The 9,392-nt window shown below is 41.9% G+C and carries 3 protein-coding genes; 2 read left to right on the plus strand and 1 reads right to left on the minus strand.

Features of this window, described 5'->3' with window-relative positions:
* The first annotated feature begins 104 nt into the window (after positions 1-104).
* Positions 105-944 carry an OmpA/MotB family protein gene (locus tag B2V92_RS24325; RefSeq protein WP_293312997.1) on the plus strand — a complete coding sequence of 280 codons (840 nt, stop codon included), beginning with the start codon at positions 105-107 and terminating at the stop codon, positions 942-944.
* 177 nt (positions 945-1,121) lie between these two features.
* Here B2V92_RS24325 and B2V92_RS24330 read toward each other — a convergent pair whose 3' ends face one another.
* On the minus strand, positions 1,122-3,656 hold the full coding sequence (locus tag B2V92_RS24330; protein ID WP_293312999.1) for a hypothetical protein: 2,535 nt from the start codon (positions 3,654-3,656) through the stop codon (positions 1,122-1,124).
* Between the two features lie 299 nt (positions 3,657-3,955).
* Between B2V92_RS24330 and B2V92_RS24335 the strand changes: the two genes are divergently transcribed.
* The coding region (locus B2V92_RS24335; protein ID WP_293313001.1) for a beta strand repeat-containing protein at positions 3,956-9,392 on the plus strand (5,437 nt) is incomplete at its 3' end.

Below are 9,392 nucleotides of genomic sequence, written 5' to 3' on the forward strand. Positions count from 1 at the left end.
CGACAATTAACCAATTAACCGCTTAACCAATTAACCAGATTTCGCTATCAACCATGAACCATCAAACTAATGACCAGTGAACCAATTAACCCAAAAATAAAACAATGAAAAATACCTTTCTTGCCTTTGCCGTTCTCCTTTTTATCTCTTCGCTAACTTCCTGTGTTGTATTATCGCCAAAAAAATACAAAGCTTTATTGGGAACAAAAGATTCACTTTATACCGCTTTTAACGAAAGTTTGGTCAAAATAGAAAACCTCGAAAAAGAAGTGGCCAAGCTGAAAAAAGATACCACCTTAATGGCCGAAGAGCTCCGCGATTTGCAGAACAGTTACAATACCGTTGATGCAAATTACAAAAAGCTTAAAAGTAACTCCTCAACCGAAATCACCAAATTATCTGGCGATCTGGCCGCACGCGAAAAACGCTTAAAAGAAGTGGAAGAAGTTTTACGTAAACGCGATGAAGCCACCAATGCATTAAAAGAAAAATTACAACAGGCGTTATTGGGCTTCACTAAGAGTGGCTTAACGGTAGAAATTAAAAACGGTAAAGTTTATGTTTCCTTAACCGATAAACTTTTGTTTCCATCGGGCAGTATCATTATCGATGAAAAAGGAAAGCAGGCTTTAACACAATTGGCAAACGTATTAAAACAGCAGCCCGAAATCAATATTGCTGTTGAAGGGCATACCGACAACCAGAAAATAAATAACCTTGGACAGATAAAAGATAACTGGGATTTAAGTGTGCTCAGGGCAACTTCCGTAGTACGTTATTTAACCGAAAATGAAAAAGTAGAAAGCGTAAGGATGACGGCCACCGGTAAAGGCGAATTCCAGCCTTTGGGAACCAATGCAAATGCCGATGGCAGAAGCAAAAACAGAAGAATCGAAATTGTGCTTTCGCCAAAACTGGATGAACTCTATAACCTGATTAAATAGCAGTTAGCAGTTAGCAGTTTACAGTTGGCAATTTGCAGTTAACAATTAAACAATCCTGCAATTGAACAATTAACCGGTTAGCCCAATGAACGAATGGCCAATGAACGAATGGCCAGTGAACGAATGACCAGTGAACTAATGAACTAAAAAAGTCTTGCATAATCTGCAAGACTTTTTTTATAAATTCTGATGGCGGCGGTACGATTTCAAAATCTTAAAAGTATGTTCAAACTCACTACCACTGAGGTTCGAATAATCCGGCATCGATAATTTATGCACCGTCAAGAAATTAAGCAGTTCCTTAATTACATTCGATACCTCTTCCGATTCTTCGGTGTGTTTTAAAGTGTCTATTTTACTTAGTAGGAGGGAAATCTCGAACATCTTAAAATCGTTGCTGCCGGTAATTTCGAGGCCCGCATTGGCTTCTATCAATGCCTGTTCATAATTGTTCGTTGCATTGTAAAAGTTTGCCTTAAAAATGCTGAAACTGGCCAGGATGAAATTGGTATGGTAGGTATATTCGCTGCTGATAATCTTATCCACAAACTGCATAATACGCTGTGCCTTTTTAAAATAGTTGAGTTTAATATAGGTCTGGCCCAGATGAAGTAACAGGAATGGCGAAAAAACTGAGTGCCTTACATAAAAAATATTAGGGTATTTACTTAAAATAGCCATAATAAAACGATGGCATTCGGCATAACTTTTTTGCGAGAACAGGGTAATCAGCACCAGGCGGTACGATAATATTTCTGTTGCAGTAATTTCATCATTTTTCTTGGGGCCGCTCCTGTCTATATCCTGGCAAAGTTTGATAATTTTATCTTCCAGCGTTTTGCTCTCGTTGGGCTTGTTTACAATGTTGTTGTAAAAATAGAGAATCAGATCGTAAGGATTGATCGGGAAGAGTTCGCCCAGTCTTTTATAATTCCTTTTAAGCAACTGCATGGTGTTGGCCAGCGAAACCTTGTCTACATCGATCAGATTTACGTTACACTCTATTACATGCAGCATAATCTGGATATCTTCGTTCAGTACATTTTCCGAAATGGTTTTAATGGTTTCCTTATAAAGCGTACTCATGGTACGGCCCGAAGCCATAATGTCGATAAAATCGACCCCGATGCTTAACTTGTTAAAGTTGGAATTAGGTTTGGTAAGTTCAAATTTGGATACATAACAGAAAAAATCGAAAGCACTGTTTTTCTCCCTGTTGGTAAAAGGGAGCTTAAAAATGTTTTTTAGTGCCGCAATTTCGTTCCGGTTGATGCAGAAGCGGATAGACCAGTTTAAAATATGATCCCTACGGGCATTATGCGCCGGAAAACTGTTTAAAATATATTCGAAAAATGATTTTCCGGGTTTGTATTCGAACTTATCCGTAATCTGTATAAAAAGGAAATAAGTATAGATATCGTCGCTTAAAAAACGTACAATTTCGGTAGGTATGGTGGTACTTAAACGCTTTTCTTCAATAATAATACCTGCATGCAGCAATTCTTCGTAGGCATCGGGATAACAGTTGATATAACTCAATATCTTTTCTTTCGATACCCTTAGTTTTTTATTCCCTTCGGATATGCAATCGCTTATTTTTTTGAGGAGGAATATCTTTTCTGTACTTTTTTTTGCCAGAAATACCCGTTTTTCCAAAAAATAACTGATCAATTCATAACAGAGCAAAGGGTTACTCAGCTCAAGATGGTGGTTCTCATCTTTGAGCTTGAAATAAACCTGTAACCAAAATGGGGTTTTAAACTGGGCCAGCAGGGCCGGACTTACATCTGCCCTGTTGATAATCTTATTTTCGATGTGACTGAGCGTGTAAAGTACCTCATCAGCATTTAGGGGCGGTACATTGCTTAGCGTGTCTTCATCATAAAATAAGCCCGTATACCAGGCTTTAGTTAAAGATGCAGAACCGTAAATAGCAGGTTGCAGGTTAATCCAGCTGTTTGTCCTTAATCCGAAAATAAGTTTAACAAAATTGTTTTCTTCTATACTGTATAAAAAATCTATAAAAGTTTTAAAATGGTTGCTTCTGCCAAGCAATTCGTCAATACCATCAACAATGATGATGAAACGGCCTTCACGCTTTTCGGGGTTTTTCTTAAAAAAACTGATCAGCTCGGTAAGGCTGCCGAATTTAAATTCTTTTAAAAACCAGTCTTTTAAGGTATTGCCACTCTGTATAATGGTGCTAATGCTGGTAGAATTTACCATCAGCACAATATCGTTTTTGTAAATGGCGTTTTCCGAAAAGAAAAAATACTCTACCATGTGTGCCAGTAAAATAGACTTACCCTGGCCGGGCTGTGCACTTACGGTGGTAAACTGGTAGTTGTTTTTTAAAAAATAATCGAAATCGGGGTAAAAGAAATTCCTGTTGGCTGTGGCATTAAAGGGAACACCCGAATTATTTTTTTTGGCAATTAACGAAACTTCGGTAATGGCATGTGCTTTTAGTTTTAAATCCTGCCATACACTCTGAACGGAAGTGGTCTGGTTTTCCTTGTCTTTACAGAACGAATCCCAATCGTTGTACCCAATATACTGCGAAAGGCTGTTTAAGGTAAACAATGAAAATTTGTGCAAAGTATTTGCAAAACCAAAGAAGCGTTTGATGGTTGTTTCGCTTACATAATTCTTCGTTTCCTGAAATACATATTCGGAAATGATCTTACAATGGGCCGGGTCGATATTTCTCAAACCAGATTTTATAAGGACAAACTTCCTGAGTTCGATAAGGAGATCGTTAGCGTTCATGAATTGACTGATGGGATGACTAGCGCTAATGTCATCATAATTTCACAATTGAGGAAATCTATTCAGCAAGAATGCTCTGTATGAATAAAATGAATGAAAGCGATTGCATAAAAATGAATAGCAATGGATAAGATAGGTTGCTATTCTAGGTATAGATTTGTCATAATTATATAATGCCCCTGAAAAAACATTTACCTAACAGCAGCATTAGCACATAGTAAGTCTTCTAAATTACGCCTGACATGATGAAAACCCGTACTCTTTCGTCCCTAAATGGGATATTCCGCAATACCTGTGTTGCACTCATCATTCTATTAACGCTCTTCCACTCGAAATCGTATGCGCAAACCAAAATTTTTGCAAATACCGTATCTGCACAAAGCAGGGTCGATAATGCGAACAACGCAACATTAAACGATAATACGTTTGCTTCGGTAAACTCTTATGGTGGAATTGCAGTTGGCATTGGAGCTTATAGTGGTGAGCTGGAACTCAAATACCCTGCATCGGTTGCCGCAGGAACCACCTCTTATATCAGAATAGATTTTGATGGTGATATCCTGAACAGGCTACTGGGCGGAAGCTTGGGTACCCTGCTCGCAAATGTAGGCGGAACGGTGATCCTTGGGAACCACTCTTTCCAGGTTGGTGCCCGAAACGGTGCTACAGCAGTTCCTCCATTGGGCGGCAACAGCGTAGACGGTTTTTCGTCAGATAATTTAAGACTGGTTAAAGATGCTAATGGTTTCTTTTACCTGGCTATAACGCCAACACAGGCTTACGATAGGGTATACATTAAAGATGTGACCAATGCGCTTTTACTGGGGGTTAGCAATAGTACCAAAGTTTATTATTCATATTATGTTTCTGGTACCGACCCCTGTGCCCAGGCATTTACCACAGGTTTTGAAGGTACCGGTATTACACTCGATGCTTTACAGCTGGGCAGTTCGGGCGTAACCAATGCGGAAAGGGCCATTGATGCCGATCCGAATAATTTTTCTCAATTAAGTTTAGGTGTACTTGGCGTAGCTTCATCAGTTAGCCAAAATTTCTATTTTACAACACCATCAAATCCTGGTGATGATATTAACCTCAGGTTTAGTTCTACACAGGCACTGCTAACACTGGGTCTTCTACAAAACGTATCGGTAACAGCATATAACGGTGGTACACAGGTGTACACCACTTCGGCTGCTACGTTGTTAAATTTAGATTTACTGGGTTTATTAAATAGCGGACAAGCGGTAACGGTACCATTTTCGCCGGGAGCAAATGTGGTTTACGACCGTGTTAAGGTTACGCTGGGATCGGTTTTAACGGTAAACGCTACACAAACCATAAATGTTTATGGTGTTACACGCTCTGCAGGCCGACCAACTTTTACAGCACCTGCAAGTAATGCAATTGCTGCATGTTATAATAGCACAGTACCTTTAACTGCTACCACTGCAAGTACCAACGAACTGATCTGGTACGATGCTATAGAAGGCGGAACAGCTTTACAAACCGTTGCTTATAACGGTACTTTTACAACGCCGGCATTAACCGCCAGCAAAACTTATTATGTTGCTGCCAGAAGGATTGGCTGTACAACAATATCGGCGAGGGTACCCGTAGTAATTACAGTTAACCCGCAGATTATATTTAACGGATCAACCCTAACCAATGCCACCCCTGGTTTTGCCTACTCTAAACAATTGGATGTAGCAACAGGCGGTACACCAGGTTATACTTATGCTTTAGCCGCGGGCAGTACTTTACCGGCCGGTTTAACTTTATCATCAACCGGTGCAATTACCGGAACACCAACTGTTGCCAATGCTTATACTTTTTCTGTGGTAGCAACCGATACCAAAGGATGTAAAGCAACTGCAACTTATAACTTAACGGTAACCGCTGCCCTGGTACTTACACCGGGTGCATTGCCTAATGGTATTACAGGAACTGTTTATCCAACGCAGACCATTCCGGCTGCAACTGGTGGAACCGGACCTTATACTTATAGTGCAACAGGCGTTCCTCCGGGATTAACCTTTAACCCAACTACAAGAGAAATTACCGGAACACCAACCCAGCCTGGAATTTATACCATTCCGGTTACAGTGGTTGATGCAAACGGAAATACCCTTGTATCAAATTATACTTTAAAAGTTACCGATCCTTTGGTATTGCCTACAGCTACTTTGGCTGATGGTACAACAGGAACAGTATATACCACGCAGATTATCCCGTCTGCAACAGGTGGAACTACGCCTTATACCTATTCGGCAACCGGTCTTCCTCCGGGTTTAACCTTTAACCCAGCTACCAAAGCCATTTCGGGTACACCAACAACTGCCGGAACTTATACCGTGCCGGTTACGGTAACCGATGCTGATGGAAAAACGGTAACCACCAATTATACCATTAACGTTAACAACCCATTGGTTTTACCGGCGGCAGCTTTGCCTGACGGTACTGAAGGAGCGGTTTATGCTACACAGACTTTACCAGCTGCAACAGGTGGTGTTGGTCCGTATACTTATGTAGCTTCCGGCTTACCTGCAGGATTAACCTTTAACCCAGCAACAAGAGAAATTACCGGAACGCCAACCCAGGCTGGTAATTATAGTATTGGTGTTACGGTTACCGACAGTCAGGGTAAAACAGCCAGCAATACTTATGCTGTTAAGGTAAATGGAACATTAACCCTGCCAACAAGAACATTGCCTAATGGAATTGTGGGTACATCTTATTTACCGCAAACTTTACCAGCGGTAACAGGTGGTGTTGGTCCTTATGCTTATGCGGCAACAGGTCTTCCTCCGGGATTAACCTTTAACCCAACTACAAGAGAAATTACGGGAACGCCTACACAGGGTGGTAACTATACCATTTCTGTAACAGCTACAGATGCCAATAACAATAAAGCAACTACTACTTATGCGTTAGCAGTAACCGTAAATGCTCCGGTTGTGGCTTCTGCAACAGTATGTACCGGAAGCACTGCAACTTTAACGGTTAGTAACCTGCAAGCCGGTGTTACCTATAACTGGTATGCTTCTACCGGAAGTACACCTTTAGCAACCGGCAACAACGGAACTTTTGTAACCCCAGCGGTTACTTCGGCAACTGTATTTTATGTTGAAGCGGTTTCTGGAACTGCAGTAAGTGCAAGAACTTCGGTAACGGTTTCGGTTAACCCGCCAGCTACTTTAGCAACGGTAACCACCAACAACCAGATTATCAACTCCGGACAAAGCACTACTTTAAATGCAACTGCTGATGCAGGAAACACTATTGCATGGTTTGATGCGCCAACTGCAGGTACACAGGTAGGAACCGGAACTTCGTTTACTACCCCGGCTTTAACTGCAACAAAAACTTATTATATAGAAACCACCAGTACCAACGGATGTAAAAGCGCAAGCCGCGTTCCGGTAACGGTAACGGTAATTAACGGTGGTGGTGTTACTGCTTGTAATGCGGCCAACAGTCAGAACACCGGTATTAACGGTATCTGTTTATTGTGCTCGGTTAGCGGAGCTGGTAACTCTACAGATGCCGATGCTTCTAACTTCACCAGGATTTCACTTGCTGTAGGTGTAGCTGCAACCGGCTATCAACAATTAATTTTCCCTTCAGTTGGCCTAGCTACTGATAGTATCCGTTTAGATTTAGCTTTACCAACAGGTTTGGCCGATGTTGGTCTTTTAAATAACGTAACTGTTACTGTATTAAATGGTACTACCGTTGTTAGAACAGTACAGTTAAGCGGTGGTTTATTAAACCTTCAACTTTTATCCGGTAACCGTTTTGCAGCAACTGTTTTGGCAGGTGGTGCTTACGATAGGGTTCAGGTAAGTTTTGGTGCATTGGTTTCGGCCTTAACCAGCCTTGATGTTTATGGTGCAACCGTTGTTTATCCTAATCCAACATTTATTTCTGGTTCGCAATCAATCTGCTCTGGCGGTTCGGTAGCATTAAGTGCAACTGCAAACGGCGGTACAACCTTAGCCTGGTTTGATGCCCCAACTGGCGGAACACAGGTAGGAACCGGTGCAAACTTTACTACACCGGCTTTAACAGCAACTACCACTTACTATGTTCAGGTAAGCAAAGGCACCTGCTCTAATACAACAAGGGTTCCGGTAACTGTTACCGTTAATCCGGCAATAGTATTTGCAGGTTCAACATTAACCAATGCTACAATTGCTGCTGCTTACAGTAAACAACTTCCGGTTGCAACCGGCGGTACACCAGGTTATACCTATGCTTTAGCTGCGGGCAGCACATTGCCGGCCGGCTTAACTTTATCTACAAGTGGCCTGGTAAGCGGTACACCAACAGCTACAGGTAATGCTACCTTCGATGTGGTGGTAACCGACAGCAAAAACTGTACTAAAACAGCAACCTTTACTTTAACGGTAACACCTGCACTGGCCTTAACCCCAGGTGCATTGCCTAACGGTGTAACAGGTACTGCCTATACTACAAACGGTATTCCGGCTGCAACGGGTGGAACAGGTCCGTATACTTATTCGGCTACCGGTGTTCCTCCGGGATTAACCTTTAACCCTGCAACAAGAGAAATTACAGGTACACCAACACAGGTTGGAACCTATACTATACCGGTTACGGTAACCGATGCCAATGGCAATACCATTACCGCTAACTATACCCTTAAAGTAACCGATCCTTTGGTTTTACCTGCAGCAACTTTAGCTAACGGAACCACCGGAACAGTTTATCCTACACAAACCATTCCTTCTGCAACAGGTGGATCAACCCCTTATACTTATGCCGCAACTGGTCTTCCTCCGGGATTAACCTTCGATCCGGCTACAAGAGAAATTAAAGGAACCCCTACACAGGCAGGAACTTTCACGGTACCGGTAACGGTTACCGATGCTGATGGAAAAACAGCAACCAACAATTATACAATTACAGTTGTTAATCCTTTATTGTTGCCAGCAGCTACTTTGCCTGATGGAACAGAAGGAACAGTATATGCTGCCCAAACTTTACCTGCAGCAACTGGTGGTGTTGGTCCGTACACTTATGTAGCAACCAACCTTCCGGCAGGATTAACCTTCGATCCGGCTACCAGACAGGTTTCGGGTACACCAACACAGGCCGGTAACTATTCTATCGGTGTTACCGTTACGGATAGCGAAGGCAGAACAGCAAGCAACACTTATGCGCTTAAAGTAATCGGCGTATTAACTTTACCGGGTGCAACTTTACCTAATGGTATCGTTGGTACTCCATATCCTACACAAACTTTACCGGCAGTAACTGGTGGAACAGCACCATATACTTATCTGGCAAGCGGTCTTCCTCCGGGATTAAGCTTTAATACAACAACAAGAGAAATTACAGGAACACCACTATTGGGTGGCACTTTCACTATTTCTTTAACTGCAACAGATGCTAACGGAAATAAAGCAACAACAGCTTATAGCTTAACAGTAACTGTTAATGCTCCGATAGTTGCAGCAGCAACAGTTTGTGCTGGCAGCCCTGCAAGTTTAAGCGTAAGCAATCTGCAGGCTGGTGTAACTTATAACTGGTACGCTTCTACAGGCAATACGCCATTGGCTACCAATAATACAGGAGTTTTTGTAACGCCTGCAATAACCGGCCCAACTGTTTATTATGTAGAGGCCGTATCCGGAACTGCAGTAAGTGCAAGAA

This window comes from Pedobacter sp. UBA5917, from assembly GCF_002432345.1.
In the GTDB taxonomy this organism is placed as follows: Bacteria; Bacteroidota; Bacteroidia; order Sphingobacteriales; family Sphingobacteriaceae; genus Pedobacter.

Bases quoted from the DNA above. Each gene is read 5' to 3' on its own strand.
- B2V92_RS24325 (WP_293312997.1), top strand. From the start codon at position 105: ATGAAAAATACCTTTCTTGCCTTTGCCGTTCTCCTTTTTATCTCTTCG.